We start from the raw sequence: 21,728 nt of genomic DNA on the forward strand, positions 1-21,728 counted from the left end.
GTGCCGGCGGCTCAGTCGGTCGGATCCTCGCCGCGGCTGAGCTGGTCCCAGGTGTCAATTTCGTCGACGCTGCCGGCCCGGTCGGAGGGCATGCCGTCGGCTTGTCGCTCGGCGGCCGGCACGTACTTCTTCGACGCGGCCCAGGTCCGGCCGGCCAGTACCAGCCAGACGGCCGTTGCCACCAGCAGGATCCCGGCCGCGGCCGCGAGGTAAGGAAAGGCAGTGACGACGACGGCGGCCTCTCCCCCGATCTGGCCGGTCGCCTCGCCGATGGCGGCCGAGGCAGCGGCTGCGGGATTGGCGATCACGGCCACGCTTGCTGCGGCAATGCCGATGCCGGCCGCTGCCAGCAGCACGGCGATCACGATGCGCGCAATCCGTCCGGCAATGGATGCTGCCAAGGCCGCGGCCAGCGCCACCAGGGCCAGCGCCGTTACTGCGGTGGCGGCATCGCTGCCGGCCACACTGACGTCCGGTGTCTGGACCCTGGTTCCCGGAAGGTGGGCGGTGAGCCAAGTCTGGGTCGTCGTCCCGAAGGCGGCCAGGGCGACCGCCGCCGCGGCGAGCACCACCATGCCCTTGCGCTGCCACCGCGCCACGCTCGTCCTTCGTTCCGGCTGCTGGCCCTTGGCCGGTGTTGCCTTGTCCTCGGTCATTACTGCCCCTTCACCGGCACGTGCGCCGGGTTGGCGGGGTGCAGCCGGGCCGCCAACGTCACCGCCCGCAGCGGAGCGGCCGCCTTGTTCACCGTCTCAAGCGCCTCGGCCTCCGGCTGGGAGTCGGCCACGATCCCGCCGCCGGACTGCACGTAGGCGGTCCCGCCGCGTAGCAGAGCGGACCGGATGGCGATGGCCATGTCCATGTCCCCGGCAAAGTCCAGATAGCCCACCACACCGCCGTAGATGCCGCGGCGGTGCGGTTCCAGTTCGTCCAACAGCCGCAGCGCCCGTGGTTTGGGGGCGCCGGAGAGCGTCCCGGCCGGGAACGTCGCGGCCAGCACGTCATAGGCGGTCTTGTCCGGGGACAGCCGGCCCACCACGGTGGAGACCAGATGCATGATGTGGCTGAACTTTTCCACTTCCATGAACTGCGTGACGTCAACGCTGCCGGGTTTGCAGACCTTGGAGATGTCGTTGCGGGCCAGGTCCACCAGCATCAGGTGTTCGGCGCGTTCCTTCTGATCCGCCAGCAGTTCCTCGGCCAGTTCCTTGTCTTGTTCCACGCTGTGTCCGCGCGGCCGCGATCCGGCGATCGGGTGCGTGATGACTTCATCACCGGTCACAGTGACCAGCGCTTCCGGGGAAGATCCCACGATCGAGTAGCCCACGCCGTCGGAGTCTTCCAGGCTGAACAGGTACATGTAGGGGCTCGGGTTGAGGTTTCGCAGCACCCGGTAAACATCGAGCGCCGGCGCCGAGCATTCGGCCTCGAACCGGCGGGAGATCACCACTTGGAACACCTCGCCGTCGACAATGGCCTCCTTGCCCCGGTCCACGGCTGCCAGGTACTTGTCGCGGGCCCAGCGGTGGGTCACGCTGTTCATCAGGTCGTCGGTTGCCAGCGCTGTGTCCTCCAGCACGGACACCTGCTGCGCCAGCGGTTCGGCCAGCTGGGCCAGCATGTGTTTGGCCCTTTTCACCGCATCCAGCCAGGCCTCGTCGACCCGCTCGTCGCGGTTGTCGAAGTTGATCGCGTTGGCGATCAGCGTGACCGTGCCCTCGGCGTTGTCGTGCACCGCCAAATCGGTGACCAGGTTCATGGCCAGTTCGGGCAAATTCAGATCGTCCTCCGGCGGGGAGGTGAGCTTCTCCCAGTGCCGCACGGCTTCCCAGCCGACAAAACCGACCAGCCCGGAGGTCAGCGGCGGCAGCGATTCAAAGCGCTCGGTCCGCAGCGCCTCCACGGTCGCGCGCAGCGCCTCCACCGGGTTGCCATCGCGCGGGACGCCCACCGGCGGCTCGCCCAGCCAGTGCGCCTGCCCGTCCTTGGTGGTCAGCGTTGCCCGCGAATGGGCGCCGATAAAGGAATAGCGCGACCAGACGCCTCCCACGGCAGCGGACTCCAGCAGGAAGGTGCCCGGCCTCGCGTCAGCAAGTTTGCGGTAGATCGAGATCGGGGTTTGGTCATCGGCGAGCACCTTGATGGACACCGGGATCACCCGTCGGTCCTTCGCCAAGGTGCGGAATTCTTCCAGGCTGGGGCTGATGACTCCGAGGTCCTGCATGCGTTATCCGTCTTTCGCTTCAGTCGCTGATCAAGCTGGGATTAATGGGGAAGGGGCCGGGAGCTTCTTCAGCTGTCCAGCACTGGTGCGTCGTCAGACGCCGGACGGCGGCCGGCAACAGCGCCGAGGTCCCGGCCGTCAAAGCAGGTCCGGGTGCCCGTGTGGCAGGCTGCCCCCACTTGGTCCACCTGGACCAACAGGGCATCGCCGTCGCAGTCCAGGGCCACCGACTTGACGAACTGCACGTGCCCGGAGGTGTCGCCCTTGCGCCAGTATTCCTGCCGTGAGCGTGAATAGAAGGTCACCCGGCCGCTGGTCAACGTGCGGTGCAGCGCTTCATCGTCCATCCAGCCGAGCATCAGCACCTCGCCGGAATCGAACTGTTGGACCACGGCGGCCACCAGGCCGGCGGAGTCGCGCTTGAGCCGCTGGGCGACGGCAGGATCAAGGGCGGCCGGGCCGGCGGCGGGAGGCGGAGTATTCGGGGAATCAGGCTGGGACGACATCCCTACAAGTCTAGTGCCAAGTCCCGGTGGCCCCCTGCCCGCGCCAGGGCTGCTGGAAGGGACATGATTCGCGGCCCGAAACCAGCGGCTTCGTGCTAGGTTCAGAAGTGATGCATTACGTTAATCCGTCCCGTGAAGTCCTGGCCGAGACCTTGCTGGCTGCCGGGCCGGATTCGCCGACCCTGTGCGAGGGATGGAAGACTGCGGAGCTCGCGGCGCACCTGTATATCCGTGAACATCGGGTGGGGGCCGCACTCGGACTGGCCTTTAAACCGCTCGCCAAAGTCTCCGACAACGCCACGCGGAAGACGGCTGACAAGGCCCGGACGACGGCCAGCTACGCCAAACTGGTGGAAGCCTTCCGAGCCGGGCCGCCGGCCATATCGCCGCTCAAAGTCCCAGCCGTGGACAACGTGGCCAACCTGGTGGAATTCTTCGTCCATACCGAAGACGTGCGCCGCGCCACCGACCGCTGGGCACCGCGCGCGCTCGACGAGGACTATTCAACCGCCCTGTGGGAGGACCTGGTCAAGCGTGCCGCGCTGTTGTACCGGGGCGTGGATCTGGGCATCGTGCTGGTGCGCCCGGATGGGCCGCGTCACGTGGCCAAGCGCGCGCCGGTATCGGTGGCCATCGTCGGGGAACCCAGCGAACTGCTGATGCATGCCCACGGCCGCACCAAGCACGCCCTGGTCACCTTTGAGGGCCAGCCCGATGCACTGGCCCTGCTGGAGAGCGCCGACATCGGCCTCTGACACCGGACGCCGATCTGGCCTTGCCCAGCCGGGCACCGGAGCGGATCACCGGACCGGATAGCCCGCTTCCCGGATAGCCTGCTTGACCTGCGCAATCGCGTCGTCGGGACCAAAGTGGAATACCGATGCGGCCAACACGGCGTCGGCTCCGGCGGCGACGGCTGGCGGGAAGTGTTCCGGCTTCCCGGCGCCTCCCGACGCGATCAGCGGAACTTTCACGGCGGCCCGGACGGCGCGGATCATTTCCAGATCGAAGCCGTCCTTGGTGCCGTCCGCGTCGATCGAGTTGAGCAGCAGCTCCCCTACGCCGCGGTCCGCCGCTTCCGTCGCCCACTGCACCGCGTCGATGCCGGTGCCTTTGCGGCCGCCGTGCGTGGTGACTTCGAATCCGGAGGCCACCGAGGGGTTGTCAGTGCGGCGGGCATCCAGCGAGAGCACCAGTACCTGGGAACCAAAATGGCGGGTGATTTCGTCGATCACGTCGGGCCGGGCCACCGCGGCGGTATTGATCGCGGCCTTGTCGGCTCCGAACCGCAGCAGTTTGTCGACGTCGGCCACTTCCCGCACGCCGCCGCCCACGGTCAGCGGGATGAAGACTTCCTCGGCGGTGCGGGCCACCACGTCGAAGGTCGTTTCCCGGTTGCCGGACGAAGCGGTGACGTCCAGGAACGTAAGCTCGTCGGCGCCGGCACGGTCGTACCGGTGCGCCAGCTCCACCGGATCACCGGCGTCGCGCAGGCCTTCGAAATTGACCCCCTTGACCACACGTCCGGCGTCGACGTCGAGGCAGGGGATAACGCGGATGGCAACAGTCATGGCTTACTCCGGAGCAATCAGATGCGGCAGGCGTGGATGGTGCTGACCAGAATGGCCCGGGCACCGAGATCGTAAAGCTCGTCCATGATCCGGTTGGTCTGGGTCCGCCGGACCATTGAACGCACCGCCACCCAGTCGGTGTCGCGCAGCGGAGAGACCGTGGGTGATTCAAGGCCGGGGGTCAACGTCGCGGCGGCATCCACCAGATCCTTGCGGATGTCGTAGTCCATCATCACGTATTCGCGGGCCACAATCACGCCGCGGAGCCGGCGCATCAGCACAGCCAGTCCTGGCGGAGGGGTCTCGCCGGCGCGGCCGATCAGCACGGCCTCGGATTTCAGGATGGGGTCGCCGAAAATCTCCATGCCTGCGGCGCGCAGGGTGTTGCCGGTTTCCACCACATCGGCGATGGCATCGGCCACACCCAAACGAACGGAGGATTCAACCGCTCCGTCCAACCGGACCACGGAGGCCTCGATGCCGCGCTCGGACAGGTAGCTGCGCAGCAGCCCGTCGTAGCTGGTGGCCAGGCGCTTGCCGTTTAATTGCTCGGCGCGGGAAAACTCCCCCACCGGGCCGGCGAACCGAAACGTGGATGCTCCGAACCCGAGGTTCATCAGCTCCACCGCCTCCACCTGCGCATCCAGGAACAGGTCGCGGCCGGTGATGCCGACGTCCAGGGTGCCGGAGCCCACATAGACGGCGATGTCGCGGGGGCGCAGGAAGAAGAACTCAATATCGTTGTCCGGGTCGGTCATGACCAGTTCGCGGCTGTCGCGGCGCTGGCGGTAACCGGCTTCCCCCAGCATGGCGGAGGCGGCCTCGGACAGGGATCCCTTGTTGGGGACAGCTACACGGAGCATCTGGAAGTCTTTCTGGAATCGGCTCGGCCGCAGCGCGGCCTGCAAGGATGGATTCGGCCTGGGTCCGGGCGGGGCGCCGACGACGGCGGCGTCCCGCTACAGATGCTTGTAGACGTCCTCCAGCTGCAATCCCTTGGCGATCATCAGGACCTGCAGGTGGTACAACAGCTGGGAGATTTCCTCAGCGGCGGCCTCGTCGGATTCGTATTCGGCTGCCATCCAGACTTCGGCGGCCTCTTCGACGACCTTCTTCCCGATCCCGTGGATGCCGGAATCCAGCTCGGCTACCGTACGGGAGCCCTCCGGGCGCTGCTGCGCCTTGTCGCTCAGTTCCGCAAACAGGGATTCGAAGGATTTCACGCCCTTTAGCCTACGTCAGGAGCGCGGGGCCGCCACAAACGGCCGTACGCATTGTGACGAACCCCTCCGGCGCCAGCCGGGCGCCCGCTCACACGCCGAGGCCCCGGAGCGTAGCCGCAGTTGCCAGCGCTGCGGTAACCGCCTCGTGCCCTTTGTCCTCGTTGGAGTCCTCCAGACCTGCACGGTCCAGTCCTTGCTGCTCCGTATCGCAGGTGAGCACGCCGAAGCCCACCGGCTTGCCGGTCCGGACGCTGACATTGGTCAGCCCCTCGGTGGCGGCCTGGCACACGTACTCAAAGTGCGGCGTGCCCCCGCGGATCACCACGCCGAGCGCCACCACTGCGTCATAGTGCGGGGCCAGGCGGGCGGCTGCCACGGGCAGCTCGAAGGCGCCGGGTACGCGGACCAAGGCAGGGTCGTCGATTCCCGCCTCGGAGGCCGCGCGCAGCGCGCCGTTGACCAGACCGTCCATGATCTGGGTGTGCCAACTGGCGGCGACAATCGCGAGCTTCAGCCCGCCGGTCGCCTCCTGCAGGCCGGTGATGTCGATAACTGGGGCTCCGTGTCCGCTCATGTTCTTCCTTCGTGAATGTGTTGGTGGGTAGTGATCAGCAGTGGATGGGTGTGGCCGAAGGCGCGGGCATCAGCTCTGCTGTACGGGCGTGGTCTGTAGGACAGCCAGCCGATGGTCCATCCGGTCCCGCTTCGTCTCCAGGTAGCGGCGGTTCTGCTCGCGGAAGGGAACTTCGGCGGTCACCATCTCCGCTACCTGGATGCCGAGCGCTGCCAACATCAAGCTTTTGGCCGGGTTGTTGCTCAGCAGCCGGATGGAGCCGATGCCCATGGCACGCAGGATGGCGGCCGCAGCCGAATAGTCGCGCGCATCCACTGGCAGCCCCAACTGCTCGTTGGCTTCCACCGTGTCGGCGCCGGCTTCCTGCAGTGCGTAAGCCCGCATTTTGTTGGCCAGGCCGATGCCGCGCCCCTCCTGCCCGCGCAGGTAAAGGACGGTTCCGCCCTGCTCCCCGATCAGTCCCAGCGCCTGTTCCAATTGCTCGCCGCAGTCGCATCGGTAGGACGCGAACACATCCCCGGTCAGGCATTCGGAGTGCAGCCGGACCAACGGCTCGGCCGCCGGCCGGACCGGGGAGGTGATGCTCAAGTGCTCCACGCCGGTGGCGGCATCCGTCCAGGCTTGCGCCATGAAGTTGCCGAAGGCAGTGGGCAGCTGAACCGACGGCCCGGCCTCGACCGTTGCAGCCGGCGGCTTTTCGCGGATGTCGTCAGTGGCCACTGCCAACCGCCTTCGGAAGGGATGCCGGGACCGCTCCCCCGGACAGGTGGTTCGCCAGGTCCTCGATCGAGACCAGCGGGCAGTTGTGCTCGTCGGCGAAAGCCCGCAGGGCCGGCAGCCGCATCATATCCCCCTCGTCATGCACCAGCTCGGCGATGACGCCGACCGGCGCACGCCCGCCCAGCCGGCACAGGTCCACGGCCGCCTCGGTGTGCCCGCGGCGCGCCAGCACGCCGCCGTCGACCGCGCGCAGCGGAAAGACATGGCCGGGCCGGGTCAAATCTGCGGCGGTACTGTCCGCAGCGGCGAGTACCAGTGCGGTGCGCGCACGGTCCGCGGAACTAATCCCGGTGGTTACGCCGACGGCGGCGTCGCAGGACACCGTGTAGGCCGTGCCCTTGGCATCTTGGTTGACTTCAACCATCGGCGGCAGCCCCAGTTCGTCGGCACGGGCCGCCGCGAGCGGCACGCAAATCACGCCCGAGGTATAGCGGATGGTCCAGCCCATCAGCTCAGGGGTGGCGGCGTCGGCGGCGAAGATGATGTCGCCTTCGTTTTCCCGGTCCTCGTCATCGACGACGACGACGGGGCGGCCGGCGGCGATCGCCGCGACCGCGGCTTCGATGGTATCGAGCGCGATCCGCGGCTCCACGGCGGCGCTCATGACCGGGCTCCGGAGGTGAAGGCCAGCAGCCGCTCGGCGTACTTGGCCAGGACGTCCACTTCCAGGTTCACGGTGTCTCCGGGCTGTTTCGCGCCCAGTCCGGTGTCGGCCAGCGTGGTGGGGATCAGGCCGACCTCGAAGAACTGAGTCGCCGCTGATGCATCGCTGACCGCCGTGACCGTCAGCGAGACGCCGTCGACGGCGATGGATCCCTTCTCCGCTATGTAGCGGGCCAGCTCCAGCGGAACGGTGAAACGCAGGCGTTCCCAGTCGCCCAAGTCCTCCCGTTCAACCAGCGTGCCCACGCCGTCCACATGGCCTTGGACCACGTGACCGTCCAGCCGCCCGCCGGCCGGCACGCAGCGCTCCAGGTTGACGGCCTGCCCCGGCTGGAGCGACCCGGTGGTGGTGCGCGTCAGCGTCTCGCCCATCACGTCAACGCTGACCCGGCTGCCGTCCAGCGCGACGGCGGTGAGGCACACACCGTTGACGGCGATCGAGCCACCGAGCCCGAGGCCGGAGGCCGTTCGGGGCGCGGTGAAGGTCAGCACGGCGCTGTCGGTGGATGGACTCAGGTCCAGGGATTCAACCCGCCCTTGTTCGGCGATGATTCCGGTAAACATTCACTTGCCTTTCTGGGTGCCGTTTAACGGCAGAGGTTCAAGGTGCAGGCGCAGGTCCGCGCCCAGGGTGCGGGCACTGCCGCCGGCGCTGTCCCAGCGCCACCGGCCCGCGTCGGCCAGTGTGCCGATGCCAAGGTCGGCCACCGCGCGGGTGCCGGCCCCGAGCATCAGCGGCGCCAGGTAGAGGACCAGCTCATCGACCAGGTCAGCGCGCAAGAAGGCCGAGGCGATGGTGGCTCCGCCTTCGATCATGGCGTGGCCGACGCCACGCCCGGCCAGTTCGGCCAACACTTCAGCGGGATCATGGGTAGCCAGTTGCAGGAACCGTCCATCGGTGCCGCGGACGGCCGCGTCTGCAGGCACTTTCCGGCGCCCCATCACCACTCGCAGCGGCTGGCCCGGCGTCTCGGCTCCGGCCGGGTCCCGGGCGGTGAGCCGGGGGTTGTCGGCGGCGATGGTTCCGTTGCCGGCGATGATCGCATCCGCACGGGAGCGGATGCCGTGGCTGTCGGCCCGGGCTTCCTCCCCGGTGATCCACTGGCTGGTGCCGTCCGCCGCAGCGATCAGTCCGTCCACTGTTTGGGCGATGTGCAGCGTGGTGAACGGCCGGTTTTCCCGCCGGGCCCGGAACCAGCGGTGGTTCAGCTCCTGGGCCGGCTGCGGCATGAGTCCGGTGCGTACGGCGACGCCGGCGGCCGCCAGCCGCTGGGCTCCGCCGGCCGCCTCATGGGTGGGGTCGGCCGCAGCGTAGACGAGCGAACCGATGCCTGCTTCCACAATGGCGCCGGAGCAGGGGCCTGTCCGGCCGCGGTGATTGCACGGCTCCAGGGTCACCAGCATGGTGCAGTCAGCCAGCTCCGCTTCACGTCCCGATGGCACGTTGGCCAGCGCATCCACTTCAGCGTGCGGCGTGCCGGCACCCCGGTGGTAGCCGGTGCTGACCACGTCGCCGCGCGGATCGATGATCGCCGCTCCCACCAGGGGATTCGCTCCGCGCACACCCAGTCCGGCGGCCTGCAGCGCCAGCTCCATGCCGCGCTGCTCCGCCGTCGAAAATTTCTGGCTGGTGCCGGGGGCTGGTTGACTCATCGCGCATGCACCGGCTCGTCGTCGCCGCCGGCCCCCGCCGGCTGCCCGATCCGCGGATCCGGGTGCAGCGTCTCGACTTCGGGCTTGGCCTGGGCGTTGGCCCGCCACCAGACGAAGAACCCGACCAGGGTGAAGCCGCCGTAGAAGAGATACATGAAGGCGCTGGCGTAGTAGCCGGCACTGAACAGCAGCGGCACGCCCACAATGTCCACCGCGACCCAGATCAGCCAGAACTCAACCCAGCCGCGGGCCATGCCGTAGGTGGCCAGCAGCGACCCGACGAAGGTCCAGGCGTCGGCCCACACCGGCTCGTAGGAGCCCAGGGCGGCAAAGACCGGGGTGAGGGCGACGGTACCCAAGAGCAGGGCAGCCACCAGGCCCACTCGCGCCCTGCCGCCGGCCCACTGCGGGGTAATGGCGCGGCCGGTGCCGTTGCGTGCGGAGCGCCAGCGGTTCCAACCGTAAACGGCCACCGCAATGAACATGATCTGCCGGCCGGCCTGTCCCAGCAGGTTGGCGGTGTTGGCCGAGCCGAACAGCGAGCCAAGGAAGACCGTCAGCAGCAGGAGGTTGCCGATAATGCCCACCGGCCAGGCCCACACTTTTCGGCGCATGCCGCCGAAGGCGCTGAGGAGTCCAAAAACATTTCCCAGAACTTCGCGCAGCAGCAGTGAGCTGCCGGCAACGGGAATCTGAGCTTCAAAGAGCCACCGCAGAAATTCCATGCCGTTCCTTTCGAGCCGCGGCGGCTCCGGGGGAACGACAGTGCGGTAGGTCCGGGCATCCGGGATAACGGCCAGTGGCCGTACCCGGTGGCCCATTGCTGCCACCTGTACGTGCTTCTCCCATCCAGACTTTAACTGTCGGTACCGGAATTTCACCGGTTCAACCGTGGCCTCGGGTTCCGGGTGGAACCTTGGGCAACGGGTCGCGGACTATAACCGCCGGTTCGGACTTACACCGACCCCGGAGCACGTTGTGTTTGCGTAACTATGCTCTCACAACTGCTGCAGGGGTCCGGCATTCCCGTCACATCGTGTAACAGCCGTCACAGAACCTTGGCCGCGGCCCGCAGCGAGGCGATGGCTTGCTCAGGGTCCGGCTGGCCATAAACGGCGGAGCCGGCGACGAAAACCGTGGCACCGGCCTCCGCGGCCCGCACAATCGTCTCCTGGGTGACGCCGCCGTCCACTTGGATCGCCACCGGCAGCCCGGAGCCGGCCACCGCGTTCGCCGCCTTGCGGATCTTGGGCAGCGTCACCTCCAAAAATGCCTGGCCGCCGAAGCCCGGTTCAACGGTCATGATCAGCAGCAGGTCCATCTCGGGGAGCAGATCGAGATACGGTTCGACGGCGGTGGCCGGCTTGAGCGCCATGCCCGCCTTGGCTCCGTGGAACCTCAGCTCCCTGGCCAGCCGCACCGGCGCCTTCGCCGCTTCCACATGGAAGGTCACCGATTCGATGCCGGCTTCGGCATAGGCCGGCGCCCACCGGTCGGGATCGGCAATCATCAGGTGCGCGTCCAACGGCAGGCTGCTGACCTCCTGAATCCGCTGCACCACCGGCAGCCCGATGGTCAGGTTCGGCACAAAGTGGTTGTCCATCACATCCACATGCACCGCGTCGGCGGTGCTGATCCGCTGCAGTTCGGCTTCGAGGTTGACGAAATCAGCCGAGAGGATGCTGGGGTTGATGCAGCAGTGGGCCATCGGTTGCTTGCCTGCCTGTCTAGGTGTTGTCGGATGTGGGGCTCTGCGCGGGTTGCGCGGGTACGGGTCAGTTGCTGCGGCGCAGCAGCGCCATGAACATGGCATCGGTGCCGTGGCGGTGCGGCCAGAGCTGCGTGGTGGTCCCGCCGGCCCGGCCGACCGTGTCCCCGCCCGGCTGTCCTGCTTCCAGGTGGCCAGGGAGGCTGACACCGTCGAGGACGGCGGATGTGTCCAGCAGTTCCAGCGCGGGGTGCCGGCGCAGCAGGTCGGCGACCACCGCCGTCGTCTCCGCCGGGTGCGGGGAGCAGGTCACATAGGCGATCAGGCCGCCCGGCTTGGCGGCCGCGACGGCTGCTTCGAGCAGGTCGCGCTGCAGGGGACCCAGTTGGGCAACGTCGGAGGGTTTCCGGCGCCAGCGGGATTCCGGGCGGCGCCGGAGGGCTCCCAATCCGGTGCAGGGCGCATCCACCATGATCCGGTCGAACTGGCCGGCATACAGGTCGCCGACCTCGCGGCCGTCTCCGGTACGGATCTCCCAGACGTCAGGCGGAACCGGAGCCAGCGCCTTGCGGACCAACTCGGCACGGTGCACGGCCACTTCGTTAGCCAACAACGTGGCGCCCTGTTCGGCGGCCAAGGCAGCCAACAGAGCCGCCTTTCCGCCTGGGCCGGCGCAGAGGTCGAGCCAGCGCTCGTCCGGCGTTGCCGGGGCCGCTGCGGCCAGGGCACGGGCCACCAGTTGGGACCCGGCATCTTGGACGCGGGTGGTTCCGGATCGGACGCTGGCCAGCCGGCCGACGTCGCCGCCGGCGTAGAGGGCGGAGCCTTCGACAAGTTCGCCGGGCTCGGCCCCTGCCTCGACCGCCTCGTCCAACGTGCCCAGGCCGGGCAGCGCCACCAGGTTCACCACCGGTGCGGCGTTGTCGGCAACCAGCAAGTCTTCCAGTTCGTCCACACTGCGGCCATGGCCAGCCAGCGACTGCCGCAACGCCCGCACGATCCACTCCGGGTGGCTGTGTTCCAAGGCGGCGGCCTTGACCGGGTCGGTCTCCCCCGCCGTCAGCTCGGCGGTCCAGCCGCTGAGGTCGTGCGCGGTCACCTTGCGCAGCACGGCATTGATCAGCGAACCGGGCCCGGCGCCGATCACCGCGCGGGCCAGGCTGACGGTCTGGTCCAAGGCGGCATGCGCCGGCACCCGCATGGCCAGCAGTTGGTGGGCGCCCAGGCGCAGCGCGTCAAGGATCGCCGGGTCCAGCTGGTCCAGTGGCCGGTCGACGCAGCGGGCGAGAATGGCATCGTAGGTGCCCAGGCCGCGCAAGGCGCCGTAAGCCAGTTCCGTGGCGAAACCGGCGTCGCGTTTGTCCAGCCGGTGTTTGCGGATGCTGGCCGGCAGCACCAAGTTGGCATACGCGTCGTCCCGTTCCACCGCGCGCAGCACCTCGAATGCGGCCAGCCGCGCCGGATCTGCCGTCCTGGACCGCTGCGACGGGGCCGCCTGCGAGTAGTGCCGGGTGCCGCCGCGGTTTCGCTCCCGCCCGGCAGCATCACGTCGTCCGCCGCTTGGACCGCTGCCGCGGTTGTTCCCACGGGGGTTATCGCGGCCGCGTCCTTCGTTGTTGCCACGGCCGTTGTTCCGGCCGCCTTCGTTCCGGCCGTTCATTCGAAGTGCACATCCTCACGCTGCCCAAGCCCGCGGGCCCAGTCTGCAGCATCCATCATCTTTTTGCCTGCCGGCTGAACCTTGTCCAGCTCAACCGCGTGGGAGCCGGTGCCCACCAGGGCGGACGCCGACGAGCCGCCGGACAGCCTGACCGCCCCGGGCAGCAAATCCCGGGTCTCCGGGCGCGGTCGTACCGGTCCCAGCTTGAACCGCTGCCCATCGAGCATGGTCCAGGCGCCGGGCTCCGGAGTCACCCCATTGATGCGGCGGCGGATGGCCAGCGCCGGCTGCCGCCAATCAATGTGTCCGTCCTCCAGCGCCAGCTTGGGCGCCAGGCTGACCTCGCCGGTCTGCGCCACCGCCGCGGCTTTGCCTGCGCCGACGGCCGCGAGTGTTTGGGACAGCAGCACGGCGCCGCTGCGGGACAGTCTCTCCAGCAGGTCGCCGCTGGTGTCCTCCGGGCGCAGCGCCTCGGTCAAGGTGCCGTAGACCGGGCCGGTATCCAGCCCCTTTTCCAGCAAGAAGGTGGAGGCACCGGTGACATCGTCGCCGTGGATAACGGCGTGTTGCACCGGCGCGGCACCGCGCCACGCAGGCAACAGGGAGAAGTGTAGGTTGATCCAGCCATGTTCCGGAATGCCAAGGGCTGTTTCCGGGACGAGACCGCCATAGGCCACGATGGCCGCCACATCCGGGGCGGCTGAACGGATGGCATCCATGACGCCCTGGTCGATCCGGTTGGCCCGGATCACCGGCACGCCCAGTTCAACGGCGCGGGCAGCCACGGGCGAGGGAGTCAGGATGCGTTTCCGGCCCACCGGCGCATCCTCCCGGGTGAGCACAGCCACGATCTCGAAGCCGTCCTGCACTAGCCGGTCGAGGGACGGTACCGCCACGCCTGGCGTGCCGGCGAAAAGAACGCGCAAGCCGTTGCCGCTTTCCGTCATGCCAGCGGCTGCCCGAAGGAACCGGTACGTGCCGGTGCCGCTTCGCGGCTGAAGCCGGAACGGACGTGCGCGGCCCGCTGGGCCTGGGTTTCACCGGCCACTTCGTTATAGCCCGCATTGCGGATGGACCGCAGCGCGTGCTTACGGTCCTCGCCGGTGAGGTGGTCGATGTAGAGGATGCCGTCCAGGTGGTCGGTCTCATGTTGGAAGCAGCGGGCCAGCATGCCTTCGCCTTCGTATTCCACCGGGTTGCCGTGCAGATCCTGGCCCGTCACCCGCGTCCAGCGGCGCCGGCGCACCGGGTAGCCCAGTCCGGGGATGGACAGGCAGCCTTCGCTCACGTCCTGTTGAAAGTCGTCGCTGAGCTCAAGCACTGGGTTGATCACGTGGCCCCGCTGCCCGGCCACCCGGAAAGTAAAGACGCGCAGGCTGACGCCAATCTGCGGGGCGGCCAGCCCTGCTCCGTCGACGTCCTCCATGGTTTCGTCCATGTCCGCTACCAGCTTGGCCAGTTCCGGCCCGAACTCGGTCACCGGTTCCGCCTTGGTCCGCAGGACGGGGTCGCCGATAATCCGGATGCTCAGGATCGCCATGTAGTTCTCGTCCTCACTGCTGCCGCGTTGGCGGAGCTGAAAGTTGTTGGGTTCCGGTCCAGTTTAGTGGGCCTGCTGGGCCGTCTGCAGGGCCGGGGACGGAGGCGCTATCGGCAGCAGCGCGCGGCCGGCTTCAGACACCTGGAGGTGCGTCTCCCAGGCACGCCGCAGCGAGCAGAACCGGTACCAGTGCCAGCGGAGCACCTCGGGGTTGGCGCGCATGGGGCGGACTTCCGTCTCGCCGATGGCGACACCCAACAACAACGGGTCGTCGCCGTGCGCCCACGGCTCCCAGATTCCCGTCACGCCGTCCACCAAGGACTCCTGCGCCTTCATGCCCGCGACCAGCTGCATGACCACCTTGTCATTGAGCGCTTTGACCTGGCCGTTGCGGTCCGTCCCCTTGGTCTTGAAGTCAATCAGGCAGGTTCGACCGCCGATCCGGGCCACCAGGTCCAAGGTGCCGGCGTACCCCACTTCCTGGTTCCAGACGGTGATCTCCGGAGCTATCGGCTCCACCGCGTAAAGCTGCCACCATTCGTCGAACCTGTCGGCGAAAGCTTCTTCGCCGTTTGCCTTCAGCGCCTCCCGCGCCCCGGCGACGTCATGGTCTTTGTCCAGTGCCCGCAGTGCCACCTGTTCGCAGTACCCGTGGACCCGGTCGCCGCGCAGTGCAGCCGCGTCCCGGTAGCGGTCCGCCGCCAGCGTGGCTTCTTTGGCCAGCGTCCGCAGCCGGCCCGGATTACCGGCGGCCTCGGCCAACCGGGCGTCCGACGCCAAGGAGGTGGCCGCCATGTGCGCGAACCAGCCGTCCAGCGTGGTCGGCTCCTGTGCAATCACCGTGGTGATGGAAGGGACCGACGGCGGCTCGGAGGTGGAGCGCGCGTACATCCGGCCGTTGGCGGTGGCATGCGCAAGGAGTGGTGCAGTCATATAGAGATCTTCTCAGGTTCCACTGACGGTTCCGGTCCGCAGTCCGCGCTTGCGGGTCACCTGCGGCCTAGGGCAGCCTGCAGCGTCCCGGTACCCAAAACAGACATCCCGGCCGGGCTGTTGCCTGGCCGGGATGTTGTGAAGTGGTGGGCGATACTGGGTTCGAACCAGTGACCTCTTCGGTGTGAACGAAGCGCGCTACCACTGCGCCAATCGCCCCTAACGTGCTGCGGATGCGCCGAACGCTTCCTGCAACGTGTAGAAATGCTAGCCCACAGGTCCGGAGAATCAAAAATCGCCGGGAACTGCCGCCTGCATTCGGCTGAGCCAGCCGGCAGCGAGGTCACAACCGAGGCGCGCTGGCTCCCTCCGCGGGCACCGCCGTCGGGCATGTGACCCCTGGATTTACGGGCGCTTTATTCGCCGGTGTCGCCGATTGGACGAAGCGGGAAACGTCCTATAGAGTTTTTACTCGTTGGAAATCACAACAACGCCGCGAGCAGAGCAACCAACGGTTCGCGGCCAAAGTGATGGATAACTTCTGCGGACGTAGCTCAGCTGGCTAGAGCACCACCTTGCCAAGGTGGATGTCGCGGGTTCGAATCCCGTCGTCCGCTCGCAAGTCACTGTTTAGCGCCAGCTTCGCTGGCCGGTCCTAGAGCGTCAGCTCATAGGCGCGGTGGGGTGGCCGAGAGGCGAGGCAGCGGCCTGCAAAGCCGTATACGCGGGTTCGAATCCCGTCCCCACCTCGTTCGGTGGCATGGCAAGCAGGCAACATCTCGTGAGAGATCACGGGCGATTGGCGCAGCGGTAGCGCGCTTCCCTGACACGGAAGAGGTCACTGGTTCGATCCCAGTATCGCCCACTGAAACAGGCCGGAGTGATCCGGAACAGTTTCGCGCGGACGTAGCTCAGCTGGCTAGAGCACCACCTTGCCAAGGTGGATGTCGCGGGTTCGAATCCCGTCGTCCGCTCCAGTTTTTTTCATTCCTCCAGCGCCCGCCTCGGGCAGACCGGGGCGATTGGCGCAGCGGTAGCGCGCTTCCCTGACACGGAAGAGGTCACTGGTTCGATCCCAGTATCGCCCACCATATAGACGGCTCCCCCTAGTGGGAGCCTTAGTTGTTTAAACTATTGAGCACCCGCTGCGAAGTGCCTACGATGGAAATAGCAGGGGCGAAGGGCCCCCCGTCAGGAAGGAGGTGCTGGTGACTTTATTTGACGAGCTCAAGGGCAGGGCAGGAGCGCTCAAGGACAAGGCAGCCGGTCTCGTGGGAGAAAACTCTGACACGATCAAGGGTGCCGTCGGCAACGTCGGTGGTTACATCGACACCAAGACCGGCGGTAAGTATTCCAAGCAGGTAGACGGCCTGCAGGCCAAGGCCTCCGATTTCGTCGACTCGTTCGGCGGTGCGGGTGGCCAGGCGCCGTCCGACGGGAACGCTTCGTCCAACTAGCCCTTAGCACGCCATGGAGGGTGCCGGACCGCCGGGAGGCGGCACCGGCACCCTTCTTCGTTAAGGAGTCCTCCTCGTTGCGGCGCACCGCGAAGCTGCGCCTGAGTCGAGGGAGAGCCTATGCGGCGGCTTCGCCGGCCTGGCCTTCCCGGGCCAGCGCGGTCAGGCGGGACACTGCCCGGAAGTACTTCTTCATGTAGCCGCCGGACATCATTTCCGGTGTGAACAGCTGATCGAACGGCACGCCGCTGGCGATGATCGGCACGTCCTTGTCGTACAGGCGGTCGGCGAGCACCACGAAGCGCAAGGCCAGGGCCTGTTCGGAGATGGTGCGCACGTTGTGCCAGGCAACCGCATCCACGCCGTCGAGGAACTGGCGGTAGCGGCTGGGATGCACCCCCTCCAAATGGTTGACGAGGTCGGAGAATTCGTCGGCGGCCACCACCTTGCCGTCGAATTCACGCAGCCGGCGCTTGAGCTCGTGGTCGCTGAGCGGTGCCGGTGCGGCCGGCAGCCCGCGGTGCCGGTAGTCTTCGCCGTCCACGCGGATGACGTCGAACTGGTCGGACAACACCTGGATTTCGCGTTGGAAATCGACGGCAGCAAAGCGCCCCTCCCCCAGCGAACCGGGCAAGGTATTGGACGTGGCGGCCAGCTTGACCCCGGCGTCGGCCAGCTCGCGCATCAACCGCGACATCAGCACTGTGTCGCCGGGATCATCCAGTTCGAATTCGTCGATGCAAACCAGCCGGTAGCTGCTGAGCGCTTCCACGGTCTTGCGGAAGGACAAGGCGCCCACCAGGTTGGTGTACTCCACGAAGGTGCCGAAGGCCTTCGGTCCGTCCACCGCGTGCCAGAGCGAGGCGAGCAGGTGCGTCTTACCGACGCCGAAGCCGCCGTCCAGATAGATGCCGGAGCGGGTTTCCGGTTTGGCGCCGCCAAACAGCTTCTTCAAGCCCTTCGGCTTGGGCCGGTCGACGGCAGCGGCAAAGTGCTGCAGCGCCTTGACCGCCGCGGATTGGGACGGCTGCGCCGGGTCCGGACGGTAGCTGGCAAAGGACACTTCGCCGAAGCGAGGCGACGGGTGCAGGCCCGCCAGCAGTTCGTCCACGGACACTTTGGGGGTCCGGCGTGAAAGCTGTTCAATCTTGGGCACGTGACGCTTACCGCTGCTTTCCTGACATGAGTTTGGAGACATGGCGGACGGAATGCCGCCAGCAAAACGATACGCTACCTGCGCCAATTGGCGGCAGTTGACGCCGGATTCGCCACGCCGGCGGCGGATTCCGCATTGTCCTGCCGGCGAATGTGGCGCGGAGTGAACGCCCGGAAGCTTTTGCCCGCCGTGGTGGTTAGGCTAAACAGAAGTCCCGCGCCGTTTTGCACGGCCCCTGCACGCTACGGAAAGGTCCTGCCATGCCCATTGCCGCTGAGCAGAACGAGAAGTTCGCCGCCTATGCCAACCCCGACCGTTTGGTCTCCACGCAGTGGTTGGCGGACCACCTGGGCACCGACGGGCTGGTGGTCGTGGAGTCCGACGAAGACATCCTGCTGTATGAAACCGGGCACATCCCATCAGCGGTCAAAATCGACTGGCACACCGACCTGAATGATCCCGACACCCGCGACTATGTTGATGGGGAAGGTTTCGCCGCGCTCCTCGGCTCCAAGGGCATCAGCCGCGATACCACCGTGGTGCTGTACGGAGACAAGAGCAACTGGTGGGCAGCCTATGCCCTCTGGGTCTTTACCCTGTTCGGCCACGAGGACGTGCGCTTGCTGGATGGCGGCCGCGACAAGTGGATAGCTGAAGGCCGCGAACTCACCACCGAGGTGCCGCAGCCCGCACCGGTGGAATACCCTGTCGTCGAACGTAACGACGCACCGATTCGGGCCTTTTTGAACGATGTGCTGGACCACTTCGGCAAGCCGCTGGTGGACGTCCGCTCCCCCGAGGAATACTCCGGCCTGCGCACCACCATGCCGGCCTACCCGGAGGAGGGCGCGCTGCGCGGCGGGCATATCCCGACCGCGGCGTCCGTCCCGTGGGGGCGCGCCGCGGCCGAGGACGGCACCTTCCGTTCGCGCGACGAGCTCGAAGCCATCTACCTGGGCGATGCCGGCCTGAAGCCGGGCGACGATGTGGTGGCGTACTGCCGGATCGGCGAACGCTCCAGCCACACCTGGTTCGTGCTCAAGCACCTGCTCGGCTTCGACACGGTCCGGAACTACGACGGCTCCTGGACCGAATGGGGCAACGCGGTGCGGGTGCCGATCGCCAAGGGCGACCAGCCCGGCCAGCTTCCCGCCGCCGTCCGCTAAGGAATAGCCGTCCGGCGCTGAACGTTAACGCTGACAGACCCGATCCTCCCCTAGAGAGCGCAAAGTATGACTGTGTCGCCCCAGACCATCCCCGCACCGCTGGCCGAGATTATTGACGATTTCCAGGCGATCACCGAGGCCGAACGGCTGCAGCTGCTGCTGGAATTCTCCCGCGAACTGCCGGAGCTTCCGGAACGCTTCGCCGGGCATCCGGAACTGCTGGAGCAGGTGGTGGAGTGCCAGTCACCGCTCTTCCTCACGCTGGAACTGGGCGACGACCCGGACCAGGACGTGCAGATCTATTTCTCTGCCCCGCCGGAAGCTCCGACCACCCGCGGCTTCGCCTCCGTGCTGCACGAGGGGCTGAATGGGCTTCCGGCGCAGCAGATCCTGGCTGTACCGGACGACATCGCCGAGCACCTTGGCCTGACCCGCGCGATCACGCCGCTGCGGATCCGTGGCATGTCCGCCATGCTGTTCCGGATCAAGCGCCTGATCTCCGAGGCCCGGCAGTTGCGCGCCGCCTCGGCCTAAGCATGGCCAAGCACAAACCATCCGCCGGAACCCCCGCCACCACGCTGTTGCAGCGGGTGGGGGTTCCGCATCTGCTGCATAGTTATGCCCACGACCCGTCGGCGTCCAGTTTCGGTTTGGAAGCTGCCGAGGCGCTGGGCATGGATCCGGCCCGGGTGTTTAAGACACTGATGGCCACGCTGGACGGATCGCTGGCGGTCGCCATCGTGCCGGTCAGTGCCAGCCTGGACCTGAAGAAATTCGCTGCCGCCTTGGGCGGCAAGCGGGCTGCCATGGCCGATCCGCAGCTGGCGCAGCGGCGCACCGGGTATGTGCTGGGCGGCATCTCACCGCTCGGGCAGAAGCAGGCCAGCCCCACGGTGTTGGATTCCACCGCGCCGGACTTCGCCACCATCCTGGTCTCCGGCGGACGCCGCGGCTTGGACATCGAAATCGCGCCGGGCGACCTGGTCGCGCTGACGCAGGCCGCCGTCGCGCCGATCAAGTCCAGCTAGTCACATCCGTCTGTGTTGGCCCGCCGAATTGAGCACGCGGCGCAGGAAGGACGTGACCACGCGCTCCCAGCGTTCCGGGTCTACGTTCCATTCCCGGGTGTGTCCGGCCCCGCTGAATCGCTCGAAGGTGACCAGCGGGTTCTTCTCCGCCAGTGCGGCGGACGGCCCGTACGGCACGAAGTCGTCGTTCTCGCTATGCACAATCAGCGTCGGCACCTGTAGTTCGTCGGCCCGGGCCACCCAGTTCATCATCTTCAAATCCAGCGGGGCGGCCAGGCCGGTCAGCAGCCGCCCTGCCTTGTTCGAGATCAGCCACTGCGAGAACTGCCCCACGGCGTCCGGAATCCGGTTCAGCCTTGCCTGGTGCGCCAGCACATCGGTCCAGTCAATCACCGGAGCGTCCAGCACCAGCGCCCGGATCCGGCTTCGGTAAAGCGACTGGTCGGCGGCCTGCAGGCTGATCGCCCCGCCCATTGACCAGCCCACCAGGACAACATCCTGCGCGCCGTTCGCGAGCGCAAACCGGATTGCCGCCTCGACGTCGCGCCATTCCGTCATGCCCAGCCCATAGCGGCGGTCCGGCGCGGAGGGGGCTTCGCCGTCGTTCCGGTAGGAAATCAGCAGCGACGTCAGCCCTAGTTCACGGATTGCCCGCACGGCGCGCACGCCTTCCGCCCGGGATGCTCCGCGGCCGTGCACCATGATGGCCCAGGTGGCGGCCTCCGACTCGGCGCGGACCAGCCACGCGGGAGCGGTGCCGCCATCCACCTCAATCTGCACTTCCTCATTGGCCAACCCGACGGCGGCCGGGTCGGGGTAGGCGGCACCGCCCCACCAGCCGCGCGTGGCGGCGGCGAGGTCGCCGGAGTACACCTGCTCGACCGTGCGCTGGACGGTGCCTTCCCGCGGCGAGTACGACGTCACTTCCCCCACCCGCGCCACGCCGCGTCCGCCGTCGAAATAGACGCTGTAGACGCCCGGCGCGGTGGTGTCCAAGGTGGCTGGCAGGATGATCTCCTGCTCCGGCCAGGTCCCGACGACGGCCAGGATCTCCAGATCCTGGACATGCTCGCGGACCGGAGTCAGCACTTGGCGGGCAAAGTAGGAGGCCAGGCCGGACGTCGCGCCGGCCAGGACGGATCCCGCCGTGGCTCCCGCCACTGCCCCCAGCAACAGCCAGCGCGCCCTGGGCAGGGTGCCGGTGCCGTTGCCGCTGCCGTTGCCGTTGCCGGCGGAAAAGTTCCCGGACCGGGGAGAACGTTCGAACACTGCCATGGCTCCATTCTCGCCGGTGCTGCCGTGGACCGCTAACCGGCAGGCCGTCGGCGTGCCGCATTGTTGTGAGCGATTGAGCTGCTGATTAGGCTGGCCCCATGACGGAAACCATCGTGGTGCTGACCGAGGAACCGCTGAACGAATCCGACCTGCAGAATCTGGCTTGGCTGGCCGGTGAGCAGACCGTCGCCGAACAAACAATCTTCCGGGTGCTGATTCCGGAGGACACCAAGCGGAATTTGCTGCTGGATTTCCTCGAACGTTTGAGCATGCTGGAGGTCGGCACAGCATTCCGCGAACTGGCCCAGGGCCAGCCGGATCCGGACGAGGCGCGGCTGGAGGCCGCCGAGGCCAAGCGGCTGTCGGTGAAACTGCTGGAAGAAGGCGGCTTCAAGGCCACGGTGGACATTGTGGAGGACGACGGCGTGTCCGCCTTGGTGGCGTACGTCGGCGCACACGCGGCGGACCGGGCGGTGGTCATCACCCGGCCGCATGCCATTTCGGATACCTTCCACACCGACTGGGCCAACCGTGCGCAGGAGAAGCTGGGCATCCCCGTGCTGCACCTGTACTCGGGCTCGGGATACATTGGCGACTCGTGAGCGTTGGAG

The 21,728-nt window shown here is 67.3% G+C and carries 25 protein-coding genes, 6 tRNA genes and 1 riboswitch; of the genes, 11 read left to right on the forward strand and 20 right to left on the reverse strand.

From position 1 onward, the window contains the following. Window positions 1-11 precede the first annotated feature (11 nt). From AC5RW2_RS23500 to hisI, 3 genes are all read right to left on the reverse strand, one after another. Window positions 12-656: a Trp biosynthesis-associated membrane protein gene (locus AC5RW2_RS23500; RefSeq protein ID WP_493961940.1), complete on the reverse strand. Its 645-nt coding sequence runs from the start codon at window positions 654-656 to the stop codon at window positions 12-14. Then, window positions 656-2,224 carry an anthranilate synthase component I gene (locus AC5RW2_RS23505; RefSeq protein WP_493961939.1) on the reverse strand — a complete coding sequence of 523 codons (1,569 nt, stop codon included), beginning with the start codon at window positions 2,222-2,224 and terminating at the stop codon, window positions 656-658. Before AC5RW2_RS23505 ends, AC5RW2_RS23500 begins: the two co-directional genes overlap by 1 nt. A 68-nt stretch (window positions 2,225-2,292) precedes the next feature. Beyond that, window positions 2,293-2,730 (reverse strand): phosphoribosyl-AMP cyclohydrolase, encoded by a 438-nt coding sequence (hisI, locus tag AC5RW2_RS23510; RefSeq protein ID WP_493950330.1) that lies wholly within the window; start codon window positions 2,728-2,730, stop codon window positions 2,293-2,295. Between the two features lie 110 nt (window positions 2,731-2,840). On the opposite strand from hisI, the gene AC5RW2_RS23515 reads away from it, so the two are divergent. After that, on the forward strand, window positions 2,841-3,485 hold the full coding sequence (locus AC5RW2_RS23515; protein ID WP_493950693.1) for a TIGR03085 family metal-binding protein: 645 nt from the start codon (window positions 2,841-2,843) through the stop codon (window positions 3,483-3,485). A gap of 45 nt (window positions 3,486-3,530) precedes the next feature. Here the strand turns inward: AC5RW2_RS23515 and hisF are convergent, their stop codons facing one another. From hisF to AC5RW2_RS23590, 15 genes are all read right to left on the reverse strand, one after another. Further along, window positions 3,531-4,301 carry an imidazole glycerol phosphate synthase subunit HisF gene (hisF, locus tag AC5RW2_RS23520; protein ID WP_493950329.1) on the reverse strand — a complete coding sequence of 257 codons (771 nt, stop codon included), beginning with the start codon at window positions 4,299-4,301 and terminating at the stop codon, window positions 3,531-3,533. Between the two features lie 17 nt (window positions 4,302-4,318). Continuing rightward, window positions 4,319-5,164, reverse strand: a complete 846-nt coding sequence (gene hisG / locus AC5RW2_RS23525) for an ATP phosphoribosyltransferase (protein WP_493961938.1) — start codon at window positions 5,162-5,164, stop codon at window positions 4,319-4,321. A 96-nt stretch (window positions 5,165-5,260) separates the two neighbouring features. Then, complete coding sequence (locus AC5RW2_RS23530; protein WP_127514683.1) at window positions 5,261-5,524, reverse strand: phosphoribosyl-ATP diphosphatase; 264 nt, start codon at window positions 5,522-5,524, stop codon at window positions 5,261-5,263. Window positions 5,525-5,612: 88 nt separating this feature from the next. Further along, window positions 5,613-6,098, reverse strand: a complete 486-nt coding sequence (gene ribH / locus AC5RW2_RS23535) for a 6,7-dimethyl-8-ribityllumazine synthase (protein ID WP_493950327.1) — start codon at window positions 6,096-6,098, stop codon at window positions 5,613-5,615. 69 nt (window positions 6,099-6,167) lie between these two features. Further along, window positions 6,168-6,818 carry a GTP cyclohydrolase II gene (ribA, locus tag AC5RW2_RS23540; RefSeq protein WP_493961937.1) on the reverse strand — a complete coding sequence of 217 codons (651 nt, stop codon included), beginning with the start codon at window positions 6,816-6,818 and terminating at the stop codon, window positions 6,168-6,170. Then, a complete protein-coding gene (gene ribB / locus AC5RW2_RS23545; RefSeq protein WP_493961936.1) occupies window positions 6,808-7,482 on the reverse strand; it encodes a 3,4-dihydroxy-2-butanone-4-phosphate synthase in 675 nt (224 codons plus the stop codon). Before ribB ends, ribA begins: the two co-directional genes overlap by 11 nt. Next, the gene (locus tag AC5RW2_RS23550; protein ID WP_493950324.1) at window positions 7,479-8,105 is read right to left on the reverse strand and encodes a riboflavin synthase; all 627 of its coding nucleotides are present in this window, start codon (window positions 8,103-8,105) and stop codon (window positions 7,479-7,481) included. The genes ribB and AC5RW2_RS23550 overlap by 4 nt, the downstream gene beginning before the upstream one ends. After that, window positions 8,106-9,194, reverse strand: coding sequence for a bifunctional diaminohydroxyphosphoribosylaminopyrimidine deaminase/5-amino-6-(5-phosphoribosylamino)uracil reductase RibD (gene ribD, locus AC5RW2_RS23555; protein WP_493961935.1), 1,089 nt, complete (start codon window positions 9,192-9,194; stop codon window positions 8,106-8,108). Then, window positions 9,191-9,919 (reverse strand): nicotinamide riboside transporter PnuC, encoded by a 729-nt coding sequence (pnuC, locus tag AC5RW2_RS23560; RefSeq protein WP_493961934.1) that lies wholly within the window; start codon window positions 9,917-9,919, stop codon window positions 9,191-9,193. Before pnuC ends, ribD begins: the two co-directional genes overlap by 4 nt. Window positions 9,920-10,027: 108 nt before the next feature. Next, window positions 10,028-10,172, reverse strand: a riboswitch (FMN riboswitch). A 70-nt stretch (window positions 10,173-10,242) separates the two neighbouring features. After that, window positions 10,243-10,902 carry a ribulose-phosphate 3-epimerase gene (rpe, locus tag AC5RW2_RS23565; protein WP_493961933.1) on the reverse strand — a complete coding sequence of 220 codons (660 nt, stop codon included), beginning with the start codon at window positions 10,900-10,902 and terminating at the stop codon, window positions 10,243-10,245. A gap of 67 nt (window positions 10,903-10,969) precedes the next feature. Further along, complete coding sequence (locus AC5RW2_RS23570; protein ID WP_493961932.1) at window positions 10,970-12,562, reverse strand: RsmB/NOP family class I SAM-dependent RNA methyltransferase; 1,593 nt, start codon at window positions 12,560-12,562, stop codon at window positions 10,970-10,972. Next, complete coding sequence (gene fmt, locus AC5RW2_RS23575) at window positions 12,559-13,488, reverse strand: methionyl-tRNA formyltransferase (RefSeq protein WP_493962282.1); 930 nt, start codon at window positions 13,486-13,488, stop codon at window positions 12,559-12,561. The genes AC5RW2_RS23570 and fmt overlap by 4 nt, the downstream gene beginning before the upstream one ends. A 17-nt stretch (window positions 13,489-13,505) precedes the next feature. Beyond that, window positions 13,506-14,102 (reverse strand): peptide deformylase, encoded by a 597-nt coding sequence (gene def / locus AC5RW2_RS23580; RefSeq protein WP_493961931.1) that lies wholly within the window; start codon window positions 14,100-14,102, stop codon window positions 13,506-13,508. A 63-nt stretch (window positions 14,103-14,165) separates the two neighbouring features. Beyond that, the gene (locus AC5RW2_RS23585; protein WP_493961930.1) at window positions 14,166-15,035 is read right to left on the reverse strand and encodes a cytochrome; all 870 of its coding nucleotides are present in this window, start codon (window positions 15,033-15,035) and stop codon (window positions 14,166-14,168) included. Between the two features lie 144 nt (window positions 15,036-15,179). Further along, a tRNA-Val gene (locus AC5RW2_RS23590) sits at window positions 15,180-15,254 on the reverse strand. A gap of 324 nt (window positions 15,255-15,578) precedes the next feature. Between AC5RW2_RS23590 and AC5RW2_RS23595 the strand changes: the two genes are divergently transcribed. The 6 genes from AC5RW2_RS23595 to AC5RW2_RS23620 all read left to right on the forward strand — a co-directional run bounded on the left by AC5RW2_RS23595 (window position 15,579) and on the right by AC5RW2_RS23620 (window position 16,492). Then, window positions 15,579-15,652 (forward strand) — tRNA-Gly (locus AC5RW2_RS23595). Window positions 15,653-15,713: 61 nt separating this feature from the next. Next, window positions 15,714-15,784: transfer RNA gene (locus AC5RW2_RS23600), tRNA-Cys, on the forward strand. Between the two features lie 44 nt (window positions 15,785-15,828). Then, window positions 15,829-15,900 (forward strand) — tRNA-Val (locus tag AC5RW2_RS23605). 35 nt (window positions 15,901-15,935) lie between these two features. Beyond that, window positions 15,936-16,012: transfer RNA gene (locus AC5RW2_RS23610), tRNA-Gly, on the forward strand. Between the two features lie 39 nt (window positions 16,013-16,051). Next, window positions 16,052-16,126, forward strand: a tRNA-Val gene (locus AC5RW2_RS23615). Window positions 16,127-16,243: 117 nt separating this feature from the next. Beyond that, window positions 16,244-16,492, forward strand: coding sequence for an antitoxin (locus AC5RW2_RS23620; RefSeq protein WP_493950316.1), 249 nt, complete (start codon window positions 16,244-16,246; stop codon window positions 16,490-16,492). A gap of 118 nt (window positions 16,493-16,610) precedes the next feature. On the opposite strand, the gene zapE is transcribed toward AC5RW2_RS23620, so the two are convergent. Continuing rightward, window positions 16,611-17,648, reverse strand: coding sequence for a cell division protein ZapE (zapE, locus tag AC5RW2_RS23625; RefSeq protein ID WP_493961929.1), 1,038 nt, complete (start codon window positions 17,646-17,648; stop codon window positions 16,611-16,613). 260 nt (window positions 17,649-17,908) lie between these two features. Between zapE and AC5RW2_RS23630 the strand changes: the two genes are divergently transcribed. The 3 genes from AC5RW2_RS23630 (at window position 17,909) to ybaK (ending at window position 19,842) form a co-directional block, all read left to right on the forward strand. Then, on the forward strand, window positions 17,909-18,814 hold the full coding sequence (locus AC5RW2_RS23630) for a sulfurtransferase (protein ID WP_493950314.1): 906 nt from the start codon (window positions 17,909-17,911) through the stop codon (window positions 18,812-18,814). A 66-nt stretch (window positions 18,815-18,880) separates the two neighbouring features. Further along, window positions 18,881-19,348 carry a SufE family protein gene (locus AC5RW2_RS23635; RefSeq protein ID WP_493961928.1) on the forward strand — a complete coding sequence of 156 codons (468 nt, stop codon included), beginning with the start codon at window positions 18,881-18,883 and terminating at the stop codon, window positions 19,346-19,348. A gap of 2 nt (window positions 19,349-19,350) precedes the next feature. Continuing rightward, a complete protein-coding gene (ybaK, locus tag AC5RW2_RS23640) occupies window positions 19,351-19,842 on the forward strand; it encodes a Cys-tRNA(Pro) deacylase (RefSeq protein ID WP_493961927.1) in 492 nt (163 codons plus the stop codon). On the opposite strand, the gene AC5RW2_RS23645 is transcribed toward ybaK, so the two are convergent. Beyond that, window positions 19,843-21,117 (reverse strand): alpha/beta hydrolase family protein, encoded by a 1,275-nt coding sequence (locus tag AC5RW2_RS23645; RefSeq protein WP_493961926.1) that lies wholly within the window; start codon window positions 21,115-21,117, stop codon window positions 19,843-19,845. 98 nt (window positions 21,118-21,215) lie between these two features. Here AC5RW2_RS23645 and AC5RW2_RS23650 point away from each other — a divergent pair, with 98 nt between their 5' ends. Beyond that, window positions 21,216-21,719, forward strand: a complete 504-nt coding sequence (locus AC5RW2_RS23650) for a hypothetical protein (protein WP_493961925.1) — start codon at window positions 21,216-21,218, stop codon at window positions 21,717-21,719. Window positions 21,720-21,728 lie beyond the last annotated feature (9 nt).

The organism is Arthrobacter sp. B0316-1-20, assembly GCF_059091865.1.

What these genes read in the sequence shown, in the direction of transcription:
- AC5RW2_RS23500 (WP_493961940.1), bottom strand. Translation starts at nt 656, where the DNA reads ATGACCGAGGACAAGGCAACACCGGCCAAGGGCCAGCAGCCGGAACGA.
- AC5RW2_RS23505 (WP_493961939.1), bottom strand. Translation starts at nt 2,224, where the DNA reads ATGCAGGACCTCGGAGTCATCAGCCCCAGCCTGGAAGAATTCCGCACC.
- hisI (WP_493950330.1), bottom strand. Translation starts at nt 2,730, where the DNA reads ATGTCGTCCCAGCCTGATTCCCCGAATACTCCGCCTCCCGCCGCCGGC.
- AC5RW2_RS23515 (WP_493950693.1), top strand. Translation starts at nt 2,841, where the DNA reads ATGCATTACGTTAATCCGTCCCGTGAAGTCCTGGCCGAGACCTTGCTG.
- hisF (WP_493950329.1), bottom strand. Translation starts at nt 4,301, where the DNA reads ATGACTGTTGCCATCCGCGTTATCCCCTGCCTCGACGTCGACGCCGGA.
- hisG (WP_493961938.1), bottom strand. Translation starts at nt 5,164, where the DNA reads ATGCTCCGTGTAGCTGTCCCCAACAAGGGATCCCTGTCCGAGGCCGCC.
- ribH (WP_493950327.1), bottom strand. Translation starts at nt 6,098, where the DNA reads ATGAGCGGACACGGAGCCCCAGTTATCGACATCACCGGCCTGCAGGAG.
- ribB (WP_493961936.1), bottom strand. Translation starts at nt 7,482, where the DNA reads ATGAGCGCCGCCGTGGAGCCGCGGATCGCGCTCGATACCATCGAAGCC.
- AC5RW2_RS23550 (WP_493950324.1), bottom strand. Translation starts at nt 8,105, where the DNA reads ATGTTTACCGGAATCATCGCCGAACAAGGGCGGGTTGAATCCCTGGAC.
- ribD (WP_493961935.1), bottom strand. Translation starts at nt 9,194, where the DNA reads ATGAGTCAACCAGCCCCCGGCACCAGCCAGAAATTTTCGACGGCGGAG.
- pnuC (WP_493961934.1), bottom strand. Translation starts at nt 9,919, where the DNA reads ATGGAATTTCTGCGGTGGCTCTTTGAAGCTCAGATTCCCGTTGCCGGC.
- rpe (WP_493961933.1), bottom strand. Translation starts at nt 10,902, where the DNA reads ATGGCCCACTGCTGCATCAACCCCAGCATCCTCTCGGCTGATTTCGTC.
- AC5RW2_RS23570 (WP_493961932.1), bottom strand. Translation starts at nt 12,562, where the DNA reads ATGAACGGCCGGAACGAAGGCGGCCGGAACAACGGCCGTGGCAACAAC.
- def (WP_493961931.1), bottom strand. Translation starts at nt 14,102, where the DNA reads ATGGCGATCCTGAGCATCCGGATTATCGGCGACCCCGTCCTGCGGACC.
- AC5RW2_RS23585 (WP_493961930.1), bottom strand. Translation starts at nt 15,035, where the DNA reads ATGACTGCACCACTCCTTGCGCATGCCACCGCCAACGGCCGGATGTAC.
- AC5RW2_RS23630 (WP_493950314.1), top strand. Translation starts at nt 17,909, where the DNA reads ATGCCCATTGCCGCTGAGCAGAACGAGAAGTTCGCCGCCTATGCCAAC.
- AC5RW2_RS23635 (WP_493961928.1), top strand. Translation starts at nt 18,881, where the DNA reads ATGACTGTGTCGCCCCAGACCATCCCCGCACCGCTGGCCGAGATTATT.
- ybaK (WP_493961927.1), top strand. Translation starts at nt 19,351, where the DNA reads ATGGCCAAGCACAAACCATCCGCCGGAACCCCCGCCACCACGCTGTTG.
- AC5RW2_RS23645 (WP_493961926.1), bottom strand. Translation starts at nt 21,117, where the DNA reads ATGGCAGTGTTCGAACGTTCTCCCCGGTCCGGGAACTTTTCCGCCGGC.
- AC5RW2_RS23650 (WP_493961925.1), top strand. Translation starts at nt 21,216, where the DNA reads ATGACGGAAACCATCGTGGTGCTGACCGAGGAACCGCTGAACGAATCC.